Source organism: Bartonella sp. 11B, assembly GCF_002022625.1.
GTDB classification, from domain to species: domain Bacteria; phylum Pseudomonadota; class Alphaproteobacteria; order Rhizobiales; family Rhizobiaceae; genus Bartonella; species Bartonella rochalimae.
Window position 1 is genome coordinate 1,025,275 of sequence record NZ_CP019783.1, and the last position, 16,228, is coordinate 1,041,502.

At 35.0% G+C, this 16,228-nt stretch carries 16 protein-coding genes, 2 tRNA genes and 7 pseudogenes; 10 read left to right on the plus strand and 15 right to left on the minus strand.

What is annotated here, in order from left to right; genetic code table 11:
* The first annotated feature begins 181 nt into the window (after positions 1-181).
* Both lipB and parE read left to right on the plus strand, forming a co-directional pair.
* Complete coding sequence (lipB, locus tag Bho11B_RS04420) at positions 182-919, plus strand: lipoyl(octanoyl) transferase LipB (protein ID WP_035005779.1); 738 nt, start codon at positions 182-184, stop codon at positions 917-919.
* A gap of 94 nt (positions 920-1,013) precedes the next feature.
* Positions 1,014-3,092, plus strand: coding sequence for a DNA topoisomerase IV subunit B (parE, locus tag Bho11B_RS04425; protein ID WP_078673765.1), 2,079 nt, complete (start codon positions 1,014-1,016; stop codon positions 3,090-3,092).
* A gap of 17 nt (positions 3,093-3,109) precedes the next feature.
* Here parE and recJ read toward each other — a convergent pair whose 3' ends face one another.
* On the minus strand, positions 3,110-4,894 hold the full coding sequence (recJ, locus tag Bho11B_RS04430; protein ID WP_078673766.1) for a single-stranded-DNA-specific exonuclease RecJ: 1,785 nt from the start codon (positions 4,892-4,894) through the stop codon (positions 3,110-3,112).
* Between the two features lie 236 nt (positions 4,895-5,130).
* On the opposite strand from recJ, the gene rplM reads away from it, so the two are divergent.
* Complete coding sequence (rplM, locus tag Bho11B_RS04435) at positions 5,131-5,595, plus strand: 50S ribosomal protein L13 (RefSeq protein ID WP_035006670.1); 465 nt, start codon at positions 5,131-5,133, stop codon at positions 5,593-5,595.
* A 2-nt stretch (positions 5,596-5,597) separates the two neighbouring features.
* Positions 5,598-6,083: a 30S ribosomal protein S9 gene (gene rpsI / locus Bho11B_RS04440; protein WP_035005774.1), complete on the plus strand. Its 486-nt coding sequence runs from the start codon at positions 5,598-5,600 to the stop codon at positions 6,081-6,083.
* A gap of 116 nt (positions 6,084-6,199) precedes the next feature.
* Here the strand turns inward: rpsI and Bho11B_RS04445 are convergent, their stop codons facing one another.
* The 3 genes and pseudogenes from Bho11B_RS04445 to Bho11B_RS04450 all read right to left on the minus strand — a co-directional run bounded on the left by Bho11B_RS04445 (position 6,200) and on the right by Bho11B_RS04450 (position 7,425).
* Positions 6,200-6,565, minus strand: a complete 366-nt coding sequence (locus Bho11B_RS04445; RefSeq protein WP_035005772.1) for a response regulator — start codon at positions 6,563-6,565, stop codon at positions 6,200-6,202.
* Between the two features lie 203 nt (positions 6,566-6,768).
* Positions 6,769-6,924 (minus strand): annotated as a pseudogene (locus Bho11B_RS07245) (PBSX family phage terminase large subunit); the annotation flags it as partial.
* A 147-nt stretch (positions 6,925-7,071) separates the two neighbouring features.
* On the minus strand, positions 7,072-7,425 hold the full coding sequence (locus tag Bho11B_RS04450) for a hypothetical protein (RefSeq protein WP_035005768.1): 354 nt from the start codon (positions 7,423-7,425) through the stop codon (positions 7,072-7,074).
* 261 nt (positions 7,426-7,686) lie between these two features.
* On the opposite strand from Bho11B_RS04450, the gene Bho11B_RS04455 reads away from it, so the two are divergent.
* The 4 genes and pseudogenes from Bho11B_RS04455 to Bho11B_RS04470 all read left to right on the plus strand — a co-directional run bounded on the left by Bho11B_RS04455 (position 7,687) and on the right by Bho11B_RS04470 (position 8,912).
* Positions 7,687-8,019: a hypothetical protein gene (locus Bho11B_RS04455; RefSeq protein WP_035005770.1), complete on the plus strand. Its 333-nt coding sequence runs from the start codon at positions 7,687-7,689 to the stop codon at positions 8,017-8,019.
* Positions 8,000-8,251, plus strand: a pseudogene (locus Bho11B_RS04460) (PBSX family phage terminase large subunit); the annotation flags it as partial. The gene Bho11B_RS04455 and the pseudogene Bho11B_RS04460, both read left to right, overlap by 20 nt.
* 282 nt (positions 8,252-8,533) lie before the next feature.
* Positions 8,534-8,662, plus strand: a pseudogene (locus Bho11B_RS07250) (plasmid maintenance system killer); the annotation flags it as partial.
* Between the two features lie 9 nt (positions 8,663-8,671).
* A pseudogene (locus Bho11B_RS04470) lies at positions 8,672-8,912 on the plus strand (transcriptional regulator).
* A 102-nt stretch (positions 8,913-9,014) separates the two neighbouring features.
* On the opposite strand, the pseudogene Bho11B_RS04475 reads toward Bho11B_RS04470, so the two are convergent.
* From Bho11B_RS04475 to Bho11B_RS04520, 11 genes and pseudogenes are all read right to left on the minus strand, one after another.
* Positions 9,015-9,260, minus strand: a pseudogene (locus Bho11B_RS04475) (type II toxin-antitoxin system RelE/ParE family toxin); the annotation flags it as partial.
* 87 nt (positions 9,261-9,347) lie between these two features.
* Positions 9,348-9,680, minus strand: coding sequence for a type II toxin-antitoxin system PemK/MazF family toxin (locus tag Bho11B_RS04480; RefSeq protein ID WP_035005765.1), 333 nt, complete (start codon positions 9,678-9,680; stop codon positions 9,348-9,350).
* Entirely contained in the window at positions 9,680-9,937 is a 258-nt protein-coding gene (locus tag Bho11B_RS04485) for an AbrB/MazE/SpoVT family DNA-binding domain-containing protein (RefSeq protein ID WP_035005764.1), read from the minus strand. Before Bho11B_RS04485 ends, Bho11B_RS04480 begins: the two co-directional genes overlap by 1 nt.
* A gap of 100 nt (positions 9,938-10,037) precedes the next feature.
* Positions 10,038-10,481: a hypothetical protein gene (locus tag Bho11B_RS07255; RefSeq protein WP_172802091.1), complete on the minus strand. Its 444-nt coding sequence runs from the start codon at positions 10,479-10,481 to the stop codon at positions 10,038-10,040.
* Positions 10,458-10,685 (minus strand): annotated as a pseudogene (locus Bho11B_RS07375) (HigA family addiction module antitoxin); the annotation flags it as partial. The pseudogene Bho11B_RS07375 and the gene Bho11B_RS07255, both read right to left, overlap by 24 nt.
* 18 nt (positions 10,686-10,703) lie before the next feature.
* A pseudogene (locus Bho11B_RS07380) lies at positions 10,704-10,986 on the minus strand (type II toxin-antitoxin system RelE/ParE family toxin).
* A gap of 203 nt (positions 10,987-11,189) precedes the next feature.
* Positions 11,190-11,266, minus strand: a tRNA-Arg gene (locus Bho11B_RS04500).
* Between the two features lie 34 nt (positions 11,267-11,300).
* Positions 11,301-11,606: an ETC complex I subunit gene (locus tag Bho11B_RS04505; protein ID WP_035005762.1), complete on the minus strand. Its 306-nt coding sequence runs from the start codon at positions 11,604-11,606 to the stop codon at positions 11,301-11,303.
* A 93-nt stretch (positions 11,607-11,699) separates the two neighbouring features.
* Positions 11,700-11,776 (minus strand) — tRNA-Pro (locus Bho11B_RS04510).
* Positions 11,777-12,332: 556 nt separating this feature from the next.
* Positions 12,333-13,022, minus strand: a complete 690-nt coding sequence (gene hdaA / locus Bho11B_RS04515) for a DnaA regulatory inactivator HdaA (protein ID WP_035005761.1) — start codon at positions 13,020-13,022, stop codon at positions 12,333-12,335.
* Complete coding sequence (locus Bho11B_RS04520; RefSeq protein ID WP_172802078.1) at positions 13,019-14,176, minus strand: AI-2E family transporter; 1,158 nt, start codon at positions 14,174-14,176, stop codon at positions 13,019-13,021. Before Bho11B_RS04520 ends, hdaA begins: the two co-directional genes overlap by 4 nt.
* A 217-nt stretch (positions 14,177-14,393) precedes the next feature.
* Between Bho11B_RS04520 and purM the strand changes: the two genes are divergently transcribed.
* Together purM and purN are read left to right on the plus strand one after the other, a co-directional pair.
* Positions 14,394-15,479: a phosphoribosylformylglycinamidine cyclo-ligase gene (gene purM, locus Bho11B_RS04525; protein WP_078673768.1), complete on the plus strand. Its 1,086-nt coding sequence runs from the start codon at positions 14,394-14,396 to the stop codon at positions 15,477-15,479.
* Positions 15,476-16,087 carry a phosphoribosylglycinamide formyltransferase gene (purN, locus tag Bho11B_RS04530; protein WP_078673769.1) on the plus strand — a complete coding sequence of 204 codons (612 nt, stop codon included), beginning with the start codon at positions 15,476-15,478 and terminating at the stop codon, positions 16,085-16,087. Before purM ends, purN begins: the two co-directional genes overlap by 4 nt.
* The last annotated feature ends 141 nt before the right edge of the window (positions 16,088-16,228 follow it).

The window sequence follows — 16,228 nt, forward strand, 5'->3', positions numbered from 1 at the left end:
GTTCTTAGTCATTTTAAGATTTTATTAGACTATAATAATTCAAAATAATAGAGTTTATTTTTATGACTTTAAGAAAAAATATCTACACCGTCCATTTTTCATTTTCATTTTAATAAACAAACCTATATCGTATCTTGTTACTTACTAATAAAAAACCAAATAACTTCAGATATATTTTTTAATGATATCTAAATTGAAACATACTGATCGCAATTATTTATTACATCATTTTAAAGCAACTCACAATGCTTCACCAGTTGAGTGGAAAATAAGTGATAGCTTAATCGAATATCCTGAAGCATTACGCTATATGCAAGAACGCGTAGAGAATATTTCCGCAAAAACTGCATATGAGCAAGTTTGGCTTCTTGAACACCCTCCCCTTTATACAGCAGGAACAAGTGCTCAACAAAAAGATTTATTAGCTCCTCATTCTCTTCCTGTATATGAAGCTGGTCGTGGTGGTGAATTTACATATCATGGTCCAGGACAACGTGTTGCTTATGTTATGCTTGATCTTAAACGTCGAAAACAAGATATACGTGCTTTTATTAGTGCACTAGAACAGTGGATCATACAAACACTTGCACAATTTAATATTAAAGGAGAACGTCGCGAAGATCGAGTTGGTGTTTGGGTTATTCGGCCTGATCGCCCACTGACACTAAACGGAACGTTTGCTGAAGATAAAATTGCTGCTATTGGTATTCGTATACGTAGATGGGTAAGCTTTCATGGCATTTGTATTAATATCGATCCCGATTTATCTCACTATACAGGAATTGTTCCCTGTGGAATTGCAAATCACGGTGTAACAAGTTTACTGGACCTAGGTTTACCTATAACAATGCATGATGTTGATATTGCTATGAAACAAGCTTTTGAACAAATTTTTGGTCCGACAATTGATATTTCCTAAGTGCATTGATTTTTAACTAAAAAACGGGCATAAAATTTAATTCTGATTAAAGGTTTATTTATACAATTTAAATTTAGATAGACGATCGAGTGATATGAGCGATAATAATAAAGATCTTTTTAGTATTTTAAATAATGCTCAGTCCCGCATAGAAGCAAAAGAGAAAAATAAGCCAATTTCAGTAACCCCACAAGAAACATCTCGGTCAATTTCTACCTCTGCTTCTAAAAATGATATAAAAAAAGATGAGTATAACGCCTTATCTATCCGAGTACTCGAAGGTTTAGAGCCTGTACGCTTACGACCTGGGATGTATATTGGTGGAACAGATAGCAAAGCGCTTCATCATTTATTTTCTGAAATTATCGACAACGCAATGGATGAAGCTGTCGCTGGTTATGCCGATTTAATTGATGTCTCATTGGATGAGCAAGGTTATTTAACAGTTACAGATAATGGACGTGGAATCCCTGTTGAAAATCATCCTCAAATGCCAGATAAATCTACTCTTGAAGTCATTATGACACAACTTCATTCAGGCGCAAAATTTGATGGGAAAGCTTATCAAACCTCTGGTGGATTACATGGAGTAGGTATTTCTGTTGTTAATGCTCTTTCTGATGATATGGAAGTTGAAGTAGCACGAGATCGTAAACTTTATCGTCAACGTTTTTCACGCGGTATTCCTCAATCTGGCTTAGAAAATCTAGGTGATGTTTATAATCGTCGCGGTACGCGCGTCCGCTTTCATCCCGATAGTAAAATTTTTGGTGAGAAAGTAGCCTTTGAACCAGAAAAAATCTATAAGATGGCGCGCTCTAAAGCCTATCTTTTTGGTGGAGTAAAAATTCGCTGGAATTGTGATTCTAAAATGCTTGAAGGTATAAAAAATATTCCTGAAAAAGCTGTTTTTCACTTTCCTGATGGATTAAAAGATTATTTATTATCCTCATTGAAAAATGAATATCGTGTAACATCTGAGGTTTTTTCTGGTAAAACAAAACAGCATGGAGCTCATGGTTCAGTTGAATGGGCTATCGCTTGGTATGGTGGTGATGCTTGCGTACACTCTTATTGTAACACTATTCCAACGGGAGAAGGTGGGACACATGAAGCAGGATTACGACAAGCTCTCTTGCGTAGTCTAAAAGCCTATGCTGAATTAATAGGCAATAAACGTTCTGCTATTATTACTTCCGATGACGTAATGATTTCAGCAATTGCAATCCTTTCAGTTTTCATCAGAGAGCCTGAGTTTGTTGGACAAACTAAAGATCGATTAGCAACAATTGAAGCGCAACGTATTGTTGAAAATGCAATACGCGATCCTTTTGACCATTGGCTTGCTAATTCTCCACAAGAGGCTACAAAACTTCTTGATTGGATTATTGAGCGTGCTGAAGAGCGTGTAAAACGGCGCCAAGATAAAGAAATAAATCGAAAAACGGCTGTACGTAAATTGCGATTACCTGGAAAATTAGCAGATTGTAGTCAAAACTCCGCTGTTGGAGCTGAATTATTCATTGTTGAAGGAGATTCTGCTGGTGGTTCTGCTAAACAAGCACGAAATAGAGTTAATCAAGCAATTTTACCTCTTCGTGGAAAAATATTAAATGTAGCGAGTGCAGCTCGTGAAAAAATGAGTGCAAGCCAAGCAATTAATGATCTTATCCTCGCGCTAGGATGTGGAATACGTTCTAAATATCGTGAAGATGATCTAAGATACGAACGTATCATTATTATGACAGATGCAGATGTTGATGGTGCTCATATTGCATCACTTTTGATTACCTTTTTCTTTCAAGAAATGCCTGATCTTATTCGTCAAGGGCATTTATATCTTGCTGTGCCCCCTCTCTATAGAATATCACAAGGAGGAAAAGTTGCTTATGCGCGTGATGATAACCATAAAGATGAATTATTAAAAACTGAATTTACTGGAAAAGCTAAAATTGAAATTGGACGTTTTAAAGGCCTTGGAGAAATGCGAGCCGAACAACTTAAAGAAACAACTATGGATCCCAAAAAACGCACACTTTTACGTATTGCTATCGATGCAGTTGATATGCAAGAAACCAAAAATACAGTAGAAAGTTTGATGGGAACTAAGCCAGAAGCACGGTTTCGCTTCATCCAAGAAAATTCTACTTTTGCAGATAATTTAGATATTTGATCTTCAAAATATATTGATCAAACCACTGCAGCTGCATCAATAACACGCAATTGTGGGCTGATATTTCCTCTCCAGTGATTTAAACTAAGATTACCAGCTAAATGAATTGTTTTACCAATATTTTCAGAAAGAAACTTACCAAGAGCTGTTCCTACTGCACCAAAAGCTATTCCTTGCAATTTTTCGCCTTCAATATTAGAAATAATAAGACGCAAATGGCCTTTTCCAACTTCATATAAATTAACTAACCGGTGAGAAGGAAAAACAAAAACAGGTGTAGCATTTCCTGAGCCAAAAGGACCAGCTTTTTCAATCATATCAAAAAGATCTTTATTAGCACCAGAAGCAGAAAGAAAACCATCTATACTAAGAGACTTCTCGGCACGTAATTGCGAAACTATTAAAGATATTTTTTCTTCTAACCATTCACGAAAAGCTTCAATTTTGTCTGATTGAATTGTAAATCCTGCAGCCATACTGTGTCCCCCACCCTTTTCTAATAAATTTAGTGCAACGGCTTCATGCACAAGCGCTCCCAAATCTATACCACTAATCGAACGACCTGATCCAATACCACTACCATCTTCCTTCAAAGCTATTATCAAAACAGGACAGAAAAAACGTTCTTTTAAACGGGCTGCAAGAATACCAATGATACCCGGATGCCATCCTTTATGAGCAATTACAAATGATGATGGTATTGTCCTTTCTTGATAAATGGAATCAATATAAGCTTCGGCTTGAGCTAATTGAGATATCTCCATTTCTTGGCGTTCTTTATTAAGTTGGTCTAGTTGTTGCGCTATTCTATCTGCCTCATCTCTATCGTTACAGCTGAGTAAATATGCCCCTAAGGCCTGATTTCCTATACGTCCTCCTGCATTAATCCTAGGCCCCAATAAAAAACCCAAATGAAAACTATTAAGTGGTTCTCCTATACGTGCAACTTTTGCTAAAGCAGCTATTCCAGGATTATGCATAGAACGAGCCACCTGAAGCCCTTTAACCACAAAAGCACGATTAACGCCTTGTAATGGAACAACATCACATATGGTAGCTAATGCAACAAGATCAAGCATACTTAAAAGATCAGGTAGCGCCCCTTTCCACTTTTTCTCCCGCAATAAACGATTAACCCACATTAATGTAATAAATACAACACCAGCAGCGCATAAATGTCCTTGCTCAGAAAAATCATCAGGACGATTAGGATTAACAAGGGCAACTGCTTCTTCATGAATATTTTCCATTTGATGATGATCTAAAACAATAACATCAGCACCCGCAAGCCTCGCCGCTCTTATAGCATTGGGACTATTCGCACCACAATCAACTGTAATAATTAAACTCGCTCCTTCTTGTACTAATCCTTTCATTGCCTGTTCATTTGGACCATACCCTTCAATAATACGATCAGGAATATAGATTTTTACTATTATACCAAAACAATGTAAAAAACGTGCTAAAAGCGCTGCTGAACAAGCACCATCAACGTCATAATCACCAAAAACAGTAATTTTTTCTTGGTTTATAATAGCTCTAACTAAACGCTCTGCTGCACAATCCATATCTGTAAATTTTTTTGGATTAGGCATTAAAGCGCGCAGTGTAGGATTAATAAAAACCACAGCTTCTGATTCATCAACATTTCTTGCTGCAAGAACCCGAGCAAGCTGGTCTGGTAAACCAAACTTTTGAGAAATGGCACGAGCGTTATTAGTCCTATCCATATCAAGCGCATCAATCCAAGCTTGATTACAAGCAGAAGATTGAATATTAAGTAAATAACGAAATCGTCCCATTACTGCTGATAATACTCCAATAAATAACAAAAATATAATAATGAGTAAATCATTATTGGCACAGTTATTATAACAGCACATTTATATAAGTTTTATTTTCTCTTGACGCAAATCATCAGACATTATATCAAATAAATAGCATATTTGCAGTGTATTTTGTTGTGATAATAATACACAACGCCAAGCAACAAAAAATGCCCTTACTTTCTAAAGGGATTCTTATAAAGGATACTTCTATGGCAACTTTTTCACAAAAGCCAGCTGAAGTGGTGAAAAAATGGGTTATTATTAACGCAGAAAACCTCGTTTTAGGTCGTCTTGCCACGCTCGTTGCTAACCGCTTACGTGGAAAACACAAAGCTACTTTTACTCCGCATGTCGATGATGGAGATAATGTTATTGTTATAAACGCAGATAAAGTAGTTCTTACCGGAAAAAAATATACCGATAAAAAATATTATTGGCATACCGGTTATATCGGCGGCATCAAAGAACGTACAGCTCGTCAAATTCTTGAAGGGCGTTTTCCCGAACGAGTTATTGAAAAAGCCGTAGAACGTATGATCCCTCGTGGCCCTCTTGGTCGTCGTCAAATGAAAAATTTGCGTGTTTATGCTGGTAGTGAACATCCACATGTAGCACAGCAGCCTGAAATTCTTAATGTAGGTGCTTTAAATTGCAAAAATAAAAGGATTGCTTAGATATGGCTGAACTTAATTCCCTTTCTCAACTTAGTACCGCAACAGGTATTGTAGAATCTAATGAAAATGTTGCTCCCATTCACGTACAAAAACTTGACTCACAAGGACGTGCTTATGCAACAGGCAAACGTAAAGATGCTATTGCTCGTGTATGGATCAAACCAGGGTCTGGGAAAATTACTATTAACAATAAAGAATTCGACAAATATTTTGCTCGTCCTGTTCTTAGAATGATTCTTCGTCAACCGATTGTTGCAACCAAAAGGGATACTCAATTTGATGTTGTTGCAACTGTCGCTGGAGGAGGCCTTTCGGGTCAAGCAGGTGCAGTACGGCATGGACTTTCAAAAGCGCTAACTTATTACGAGCCTGCACTCCGCGCTATTTTAAAAAAAGGAGGATTTCTTACGCGTGATAGCCGTGTTGTTGAACGTAAGAAATATGGTAAAGCAAAAGCGCGACGCTCTTTCCAATTTTCAAAACGTTAATTTTTATAATGGTAGATTGAGTTCTTGTTTTCAATCAGGATTTTTTTATTTAAAACAAATAACTAAAATTATTTATCAAACAGTATTTTTTATTGTTATTATCTAAAATGAGGCTCTTAGTTTAAAAAGGACTTTACCATTGTAATAAAGTGAGGAACAGAAATGGGTTTTGACATGTATTCTTCACACCCACTTGCGCGAATTCGTTCTTCATCTCCTTTCATAGCAAAAGCGGTTACAGCAATAACGGGAATAGATTTGAGTTCTTCATCTTCTTTCAATTGCTTAATAATATCAATCCCTGATACTTCAGGCAATTGAATATCCATGAGAATAAGCGAAGGTTTTGAGGAACGAGCTAGATCTAGCGCAATAAGGCCATTACGCGTTTCAACGGTTTCATAACCACATGCTTCTATAAGATCACGAAATAATTTCATATTAAGTTCGTTATCTTCTACGATCATGACTTTTTTTAACATTCGTATAACTCTCCTACCCTTTCCACATAAAAGGCTATTATATACTAAAATATATTATCACTAAGCAAAGATGATGAAAAACTGTAAACTTTGAGAAATCTAAGTAAATCATGATAGAAGCATTTTTTCATTATCTAGTGTATCACTTATGATACTTTTCTAAACACTAAAAATCTATAATGTTTCTACAATTGCATTATTGTCAGCATTTGCCAAGCCATCTCAGTCACCGATTCGGTCTCATCAACCCAACAAAGCAAAATCCGACCCATTGATTTGATACTCGCTATATTCCGGTCTAATCCAGAAAACTGAAAAACTATACGACCATCACGCGACTTAATCGATGCCTCTCCGACCTATTATCTGTATTAAAAGTGAAAGAGGTAGCACCTGTATTCTACGTTGGATTGGTGCTATACAGACTGTAAGAGGAAGAGCAGGCATTAAAATGATTAGCGCTAGCAAATAAGGAGAAAAAGAGTCAGGAAGACATACAAAAACGACTAATATGAGACATATAATAATGAAAGTGCCTGCTGCTGCACGGAAGAAAACAATTCTATTGTGTTTGGCAAATTGATTTTTTTCTTAATTGTTATGCGTTTTCTAAGTTTTTCTCGTTTCTCGATTAATTCTTTCCATTTGCTTTTATCTTTTGTAAAGGCATAGCTAATTGTTTCTACCATTGGTAATGTTATTATATATAGTGTTACCGGTGTTACAATTATTATTGCCCATATTATAGCTAATGCTACTCCCAGAATTCCGCTAATAACGTAAAATGCTAATACAGTGATACCAATTAATAGTGGGATTATTATGTAAATAGTTATTACAACTTGTATGATAAACCACATTTTCTCCCTTCATTTGTTAGTTTTCAGTCGTGTAATCGATTCCTTCAGATGATACAACGATATCTTATTTGTTACTAAAAACACTAGATTTAGATAAAGGAAACAAAAAAACACAAAATATAGATTTTTTGAGTTGACAAAGTGTTTTGTTTAGTGTTTAATGATGCTATTGTACTTAGTCGACTTGTATCTAAAATTGAGATGTATTTTTCTGTATACCCCGCAAATGCGGGGTTTTTTGTTATTTAGAGGGCGTATTTAATGACATCAGCAAAGATCACTCAGCCTTCACCAACAGTCAAGAGGCGTCTTCCTCCAAGAGCAGGGAGTGGCCGTGTTAAAGGCGTTCCGAATAAAATGACGCGTATTTTGAAAGAAGCAGTGCTTAAAGCCGCTGAGAATGCCGGAAATAAAATAGGGAATGATGGTTTGGTTTCGTATTTAGAAAAGCAAGCTGTCAACTGTCCAGCGGCTTATTTGGCATTGCTTGGTAAAGTTTTACCGTTACAGGTTACGGGTGAGAATGGTGGAGCAATTCAGATGATAGGGCGCGTAGAAATAGCGCCTTTGGTTCATGACAGTAAGACAGATTAGGATTGTCCCGAAGCTTATACCGATTTTTTCAGGAGATTCTTTTGTAAGAGCGGCATGGGGCGGACGAGGATCAGGGAAGACCAGGTCCTTTGCTTTGATGGCCGCTTTAAAGGGGTATCAATTTGGTATGGCCGGTATATCAGAGATGCTTCTTTGTGCACGACAGTTTCAGAATTCGCTTGCAGAGAGTTCATTAGAAGAGATTAAGTATGATTTTTTACAGGACTATTATAACTTTTCTGGTTTCAATTCTACGGCAACTACACAGATAAAAAGACTGTAATCTACGTCGTATTTTTTAAAATATTCATGTATACATTATTTAGCTTTTTTCACATAAGATTCACAGCTTCAAAGATCAGAAGAGCAATCCGTAATAAACTTGAACTGCTTGATCTTCTATAAGATATCTGATCTGAAAACTGGCTCCTACATATAATTGGTTAACTAAAGATCGTCACGACCTTCGCCAATACCTCATTCATAATAGCTGTTGGCAAACTTTCTACTTTGATTTAATTTTCATGCTTTGATTGGATTTCATCCTATCCGTTACACTATCCATGTTAATGGACCATGGTGTATTACATTCGAATTTGAGGCATATAATGCCTATCGTGTTGATCTTGAACAATATCATTGAGGAAAAATTATGAATGATTTTCCAGCAAAACGCCATAAAAACCGCTGCCCCTCTCATCCAGGTGATTTATTAGCAGAAATTATTCCAAAAACCGGCAAAAAAATCTATTTCGCCTTCTGTTTCGGCACGTCTAGGAAAAATGTTTGGTGATGGAGCTGCTGTTTGGTTACGTATGCAAGCAGCTTATGATGCTTGGCACGCTGAACGTGAAACAGATGTCAGTGAAATTCCAACATTCTGTAGCATTTAAAAATAATCTTAAGTGTATTTATCAAATTTAAGCAGTTATAGCGTTGATCAAATTTATTTGGACAATGCTCTGACAATCAAAATATTTTCTGAAAGATTTTCCTTAACCTTTATATATATTTTTTCTATGTCCAACAGCCAAGACTAACACGACAAGCTCTTTATCATAAAGATCACAGAGTATCCTGTAATCTCCTACACGATACCTCCATAAACCTGATAATTGGCCTCTTAAGGGCTTACCTATTGCACGCACATCTTCAAGAGAAGTGACATGCTGATCTAAAAAATCAACAATCCGATGTGCTTCTTTTTTATCGCATTTTTTTAAAAAACTGAGAGCTTTTTTTCATATCAAATGAATCTTTTACATGACTTTTTCCCCCGTCTCAAAGAATGGTGTTTTACGGCACAACAAGATAAAGATTTAAACCAACTACGTCAGAAATGTCGCTAGCTTAGCAAGGACTTCATTCATAATCATAGGTGGAACTGTTTCCAGTTTCTTCCCTTGACGCGCTCCAATATCAAGAGCACGTGGTTGATCACAACGTATTACGCCCGTTGTATGCAATCCCGCTCCCATTAATGATACAGCAAAACCTGCTGTTCTAGCAAAATTTCTTCCGCTTGTAATAGGCAAGACAATAGGTGTTTTCGTTACACGATTAAATGCCTCCAGTGATACAATTAGTACAGGACGCGTTCCTTTTTGCTCATAGCCTGAAGATGGGTCAAGAGATACAAACCAAATTTCTCCCCGCTTCATCACAACAGCTCTTTACCAACAGGTTGAGCACCAAACCACTCCATATCTTCATCTGCAAAATCATCTGAGGAATTACATTGGGCTAATAATTCATCAAGAGTATAACTAGGGAATGTCTGTGGTTTCACAATCAATTGTCCATTATCAACAGCCAAACCAACTTGCGTATTTTCTGTAAGATGAAGAACATCAAGTAATGCTGGCGGTATGGAAAGCATCACTGATCCTCCAACTTTACGTAATTTTGTTGTATGCATAAAACACTCTCTCAAATATTATATAAATATATAACATTCTGAAAACTATTTCAAGAACTCAAGAGCTTTTAATGCTTTTATAAAAATACCAGTAAAACATTTAACATTTAGTTTTTCTGACAAAATATTTCTGGAGAGCATTCAGAGCAAATCGCAATGAAGACACAAGATACGGTAATGTTTGATCTTCTACGACAAGATATTGTAATGCGGAATGCAGGTTATATTGTTTATAGCGGCATTGTACTTCTCTTACTATCTTTTGCATACTTGAAAATTGTTCTGTTGCCAACTGAACCCATTTATCTCTTTCCTTCTCATCAGAAGAGGAAGGCATTTCATCATAAATAGCACAAGGAAAACCTTTTGCACAAAGGTAATTGTTTCTTATCTGTAGATATTTTTGTGCTGCATCATATTGCTCTTGAGTGAGCTCACCTTTCAAATAAAGCCACCCTATGTAAGTACTCGAAAGCGGATTTTTTTCCTGTTCTATGGTCAAACCAAAATGCTTAGTTTGCCATAAATTATAATTTTTTTGCATATCCAACCAAAATTTAGCTTTACTAAAACCAGCTAATTCTAATTTAATTGCAAGCTCTGTACGCATAGAAGCATGACCATTAATCACTCTTGAGAGAGAAGCTCTTGTCATATGGAGATGGTCAGCTAATTTTTGTATTGATAGCCCCATTTCTTCCAAGAAAGCCACTTTTAGAACTTCACCCGGATGTGCAGGATTATGCATCACTTTTTGTTCCTTTCATCAATGATAGTCTTGATAATCAACAAGCTCCACATCTGTTCCTATAAAGCGAAAAGTAACACGCCAATTTCCATTCACCCATAGAGAATAATATCCTGTAAGTTCACCTTTAAGAGAAGGCATTTTAAAGGCAGGTGCTTTCAAGATTTCGGACGTAGTAGCACTTGTTAAAGCCGTTAAGATAACGCATAACTTTTTTACGTGATCTGCTTCTAATAGCTTTTGTAGACCCTGTTGTATAAAATAATTTTAAGCCCTTATGTTTGAAACTCACAATTGCTATTGCAGCCCCTTATTGTATAGCATCACTATACGATTAATAAAAATAAGGGTTAAGTTTTATACAACCAAATTTAGTTTTATATTTGGATAAAATGATTGAGAATAAGCTATAAAAAGGTTCGGAATAGAACAGAAAAAACATAATAAAATCAATAACTATAAAATTCCCTTACCTTTATATAACTTATTGATTTTATTGATATTTGGCGATCCCGACAGGATTCGAACCTGTGACCTGCGGCTTAGAAGGCCGTTGCTCTATCCAACTGAGCTACGGGACCAAACAAGAAACATCTTAATTAAGCAACATCCTCGTTAATGTGTCCAAGGCTGTTGTCGACTACTATGAAAATTATCAGAATAAGAAATAGCGCGTCGTAAAGCTTTATGCAAATTTTCTACACGATAAGGAATAGCATTTTTTATAGCAAAATTTATTGCTTCTTCTTTTGTTTGAAACCGAATTTTTATCTGACTATTTATATCAGAGGTCGCTGTATAACCCATAAGAGGTTCAATCATTTTTGCCTGTACTGGCTCATATTGAAGAATCCAAAAACCAGTATTTGCTTTGCCTGATTGCATTGGTGTTTTTGCAGGACTATAAATACGTGCAACCATAGATCTTCTTTTTCCCTTAGATAAAGCAATAGCTAAATAATAACTTTACTGCATACCATCCAATTTGTAATATTATCCTTAATCGAATAAGAATGGTCGGAGCGATAGGATTCGAACCTACGACCCCCTGATCCCAAATCAGGTGCGCTACCAGACTGCGCTACGCTCCGTCATTTATATTTAATTTACCTTCCCTAAAATTTTCATAGCAGAAGTGCAAGAGCAAAACACACTTTTTTAATTTTTCTATTCCTTAACATATAATAATTCTTTTAAACACTTTTTTATTAAATAATAAACTATAGAAATCAAAAAACACTCTATAAAAATAAAACCCATAGCAGACAGAATAAAAATATTCTTAACATAGATTTTCAACAAACTGAATAATAATTCATTATAGCAATAACCGACTGTTATAATGATTGCAAAAGATAATATACATAAAAAATTGAAAAACTGCTTATTTTAGATGAGTTATTTTTTATTTTAATGACTTATTTAAATAAGTATGTTGTTTATAGAATAAAATAAAAATAGCCTACTAATATTAGGCCTCTAAATTTTTATTATTTGCTAAAAAATTAGGAAATATAACCACACTAAAAACTACAAATGAAATTATTGCTTGAAAAACAAACATTATAGCTAAAAAAATGAAGGGGCATTTTTCTTTCCCATAGAGAATATTAAGCTAAAAAAGCATTAGAATATATCAAAAATTATTTACTGAATTTGCATATTAATAACTTCGCTAATAATAGAGCGTGTTACTTTACTTTTTCTTTGTAAAGCTAATCGATCAACAGAATCAATAACACGCTTTAATGAGAATAAAGAACGCTCACAATGGTTTATAAGATAGTGAATAACACTCGGATGAACTGTAATTTGCCGATCAGAAAATAGCTTAAAAGCAATAGCCGTTAATAATGCATCATCAGGTTGCTTTAATACAACGAGCATCACTGAGTTAAGGCGACTTTTCAAATCATCCAATTGCAAATTCCATGTAGATGGTAATGTACGTGCAGTCATCAATAAAGTAGCTTGATTTATTCCGAGATTTGCTTGTTTAATGCTATTAATCAAATGAAAAAGACCAGTTTCACTGATTTCACCTGAATCAACATCCTCAATTAAAAATGATTTACCTGAAGAAGCCATGGCGATAACCTGATCAATTTCATCATGACAAACATTTAAGGCATTAGCTTTTTGAGCCCATACACTAGAAAAATGCGTCTTACCAGATCCTTTATCCCCGATTAAGACCGCAATAGGAGGCACCCAATTTGGCCAATGATTAATCAATTGAAAAGCCATGCGATTGCTATCTGTCATTACCAAATCATCAAATTGAAAAACTGATTTATGAGAAAAATCCAATGGTAACTGCGTTTCATACTTATTCATTCTATTGACTCCAAATTCTCATTTTGAGCATACATCTGAGAATTCAGATAAATATGAAGAACAAAACGAACAAGAACGCCAATAATAGCAGCTGCAGGAACAGCAACAAGCATACCTGTAAAGCCAAATAATGAACCAAAAGCAAAAAGTGCAAACATCAACCAAACTGGATGAAGGCCAACTGATGGACCAACAAGCTTCGGTTGCAAAATATAACCTTCAATAAATTGCCCAATAAAAAAAACTATCATTACAATAATAACCCAGCCCCAATTATCTGGATAAAATTGAACCCATGCAACACCAATAGATAATATAAAACCAATCATTGTACCAATGTAAGGAATAAAACTTATGAGACCAACAAACATACCAATTAAAAGAGCAAAATTCAGTCCTGTAATAGTTAAGCCAATAGCATAATATCCTGCCAGAATTAAACAAACAGTTCCTTGTCCCCGTACAAAGCCTGCAACAGCTCTATCCATTTCATGAAAAAGACTGCGGACAGTTGTAAGATGACTGCGTGGTATCCAAGAATCAACGACCTCAACCATATGTGGCCAATCTAATAAAATATAAAATGTTACTACTGGCGTTACTACAAATAGACTAATAATATTAACAATAGATTTTCCTGACTTCAAAAGCGAATTCAATAGAGATGTAATAAAGTCGGAGCTTTGTCCTAAAAGCACTTTAATATTAGTATGTAACTCATTCGGATCACTATCAAAATAACGCCTTACCCAACTAAAATTATGCTCAACAAAAAAAGTTTGAATACGATTGACATAAATCGGTAAACCATTGCTTATAAATTGTTGTATTTGTCCACTAATAATAGGAATCAAAATTATTAAAGAAACCACAAAAAAAATAATAATAAACAAAGTAATTAGTGTAGTGCCAAAAACACGATGAATTCCAATTTTTTCAAATATTTGTACAATTGGATTAAGAAAATAAGCTAATACAATCCCTGCTATAAAAGGAAATAAAATTGATCCCAAAATAAACATAAAAACAATGAAAAAAATCAATGTACCTAGCCAGAAAAAAATTTGCTTTTTCATACTATTTGGTAATGGTACTTGGGCATAAGCAGGTATATAAGCCGTATAATAGTCATGAGACTTGTTTTTTTTATTCATTTTCTTATTCATTGGCAGTGAAGAGTTCTTTTAACTAATTGATATCCATTTAATAAATATCATTGAAATTCTCTTAAAAGATTATGGAATTTCTTTTGCTTGAGTCAAGTAAACAATAATTGTATTTTAAATAATAAATCCAATAACTCTTGCAGAGATAACTTTATCATGGCATTATATAAATATCAAAATCTGATTTCCTATAAGGAAAACTCGAATGAGCAATCAACAACTAGTCAATAAAAAAACTAATAAGAGTCTTACCTATGCAGATAGTGGCGTTGATATTAACATAGCCAATACAATGGTAGAAAAAATTAAGCCTTATGTGCACTCAACAAAACGAATAGGCGCAGATACAAAGATTGGTGGCTTTGGTGGTCTATTTGATTTAAAAGCAGCAGGTTTTATAGATCCCATTCTCGTAGCGTCTAATGATGGTGTAGGCACAAAACTAAAAATTGCTATTGAAACAGGTATTCATAATACTGTTGGCATTGATCTCGTAGCCATGTGCGTTAATGATTTAATTGTACAAGGTGCAGAGCCTCTATTTTTCCTAGATTATTTTGCGACTGGAAAACTGGATGCAAAACAAGGAATAGAAATTGTTTCTGGTATCGCAGCAGGATGTCAACAAGCAGGAGCTGCTCTTATCGGAGGAGAAACTGCAGAAATGCCTGGTATGTATGCAAAAGGAGATTATGACCTAGCAGGTTTTGCCGTAGGAGCGACTGAACGAAATTCATTGTTACCTTCAAAAGACCTTGCAGAAGGAGATATCATCTTAGGTCTTAGCTCATCTGGAGTACATTCAAATGGCTTCTCTCTCATAAGACAAATTATTAAACAAAATAATCTAAAATGGAATTCCCCTGCCCCTTTTAATTCTGAAATAACTCTTGGTGAAGCACTTCTAATACCAACTCGTATTTATGTAAAATCTCTTCTGCCAGTTATACAGAATAACAAAGGAATTAAAGCTCTCGCACATATTACAGGAGGTGGGTTTCCTGAAAATATTCCGCGTGTTCTACCATCTTCTCTTTGCGCTGAAATTAACCTCTCTGCAATTCCTATTACACCAGTATTCTTATGGATTGCCCAACAAGGTAAAATAGAAGAAACAGAAATGCTTCGGACTTTTAATTGTGGTATTGGCATGATTGTTATTGTAGCACAAAATTCAGCTACAACTGTTACGAAAGCACTTGAAGCTCAAGGGGAAACCGTTACTCCACTTGGTATTTTAACAAAATATCAAAATAAAAAAGTTACTTATAAAGGTAAACTTAATTTATGAAAAAACAAATAATTGTTTTTATTTCCGGTAACGGATCTAATATGGTTTCGCTTATTAAGGCTAGCCAACAAACAGAATATCCTGCTAAAATCGTTGCAGTTATTTGTAATAATCCTCAAGCTGCTGGCATTAAAAAGGCACATGATAATAATATACCTATTCACGTCGTTGATCGCAAAAATTATTCAACGAAAAAAACACATGAAGAAGCCATCCTCACTATTTTATCTCAATATCAACCAGACCTGATCTGTTTTGCTGGTTATATGCAGCTTGTCTCATCATATTTTATCAAACTTTATAAAGAGCGAATACTTAACATCCATCCCTCTCTTCTTCCTTTATTTAAAGGCTTAAATACCCATGAAAAAGCTTTAGCAGCAGGAGTGAAAATTACTGGTTGTACTGTTCATCTAGTTACAGAAGAAATGGATGCAGGAAAAATTCTGGCTCAAGCTGCAGTTCCAATACACCCTAATGATACTATAGAAAGTTTAGCAGAGAGAGTTTTGAAAGCTGAACATAAACTCTATCCAGAAGCCTTAAAAGCATTTATTCAAGGAAATAATAAAACAACAGATTACCAACAACAGCTTTTTTCTTTTTAAACTAAAATTTTCTATCAAGAATCTTAAGATAAAAATATAAAACTGCTAAAAGAATATCTGAAATAGGAACACATGCAACATTTACTCAATTTCAATATTTTTTGTTTTATTTGACTTAAATGTATAGCTTGAAATAAAAAA